The organism is Micrococcus sp. HMSC31B01, assembly GCF_001816085.1.
In the GTDB taxonomy this organism is placed as follows: domain Bacteria; phylum Actinomycetota; class Actinomycetes; order Actinomycetales; family Micrococcaceae; genus Micrococcus; species Micrococcus luteus.
Genome location: NZ_KV825370.1, coordinates 1 through 956, shown reverse-complemented (window position 1 = coordinate 956; position 956 = coordinate 1). Strand labels below are relative to the sequence as shown.

Sequence of the window (956 nt, the reverse complement as noted above, 5' to 3'; positions counted from 1 at the left end):
ACGTCCCCGGCCAGCAGGACGGCGTCCACGCCGCGCTCCGTCACGGTCGCGACGAGGGCGTCCAGGACCTCCTCCTGGGCCTCGAGCAGCCCGGTGCCGTGGAACGACCGGCCCAGATGCCAGTCCGAGGTGTGCAGCAGGATCATGCGGCCCACTCTAGGGAGGGTGTGGACGGGATAAGCACGACGCGGTGCAGCTCGTACGATGGCGGCATGTCCGCCACCGCGCCCGAGCCCACCGCCTCCTCGTCCGCGCCCCTGCCCGGCCCCGAGCACGCCGACCGGGTCCTGGCCCTCCTCGCGGCCGGTGCCGCCGGGGACGCGCTGGGCGGCGTCGTCGAGTTCACCCCCGCGTCGGGGATCGCGGCGGTGCACGGCCCCGCCGGCGTCACCGACGCCGCGGACCTGCTCGCCCAGCAGGGCGCCCACGCCCTGCCGATCACCGACGACACGCAGCTGACGCTGTACGTGCTCGACGGCCTGCTCGAGTGGATCGAGTGGCAGAACGACGGCGTCCCGGCCGATCCTGCGGCGTGCGTGTGGCTCGCGTGCCTGCGCTGGTTCGCCACGCAGGACGGCGCGCTGCCCGAGGGCGCTCCCCCGGCCCCGCCCCGCTGGATCGACGCGCACGCGGAGCTGAAGGTGCGCCGCGCGCCGGGCACCGCGTGCCTGAGCGGGCTCGCCGAACCGGGGATGGGCCTGCCGGGCGACCCGCACAACCCGGGTTCGAAGGGCTGCGGGACGGTCATGCGCTCGGCCCCGTACGGGATGGTGCCGGGGCTCGAGGACCCGCACGTCGTGTCCCTCGCCCGCCAGGGGGCCGTCCTCACGCACGGCCACCCCACCGCGTGGGTCGCGGCGGCCGCGTACGCCCTCGTCATCGCGGCTCTGCTGCGCGGCCTGGACCTGGCCGCCGCGGTCGCGCACGCCCGCGCGTGGCTCGACAGCCTGGGCGAG

2 protein-coding genes are annotated in these 956 nt (G+C 76.5%); one reads left to right on the top strand and one right to left on the bottom strand.

Translation table 11 applies throughout. The features are described from left to right. Window positions 1–146 (bottom strand): metallophosphoesterase family protein (locus HMPREF3105_RS13610; protein WP_371441114.1); only part of this gene is annotated, 146 nt, incomplete at its 3' end. Between the two features lie 66 nt (window positions 147–212). Here HMPREF3105_RS13610 and HMPREF3105_RS10930 point away from each other — a divergent pair. Then, on the top strand, window positions 213–956 hold a 744-nt coding region (locus tag HMPREF3105_RS10930), incomplete at its 3' end, for an ADP-ribosylglycohydrolase family protein (RefSeq protein ID WP_210401451.1).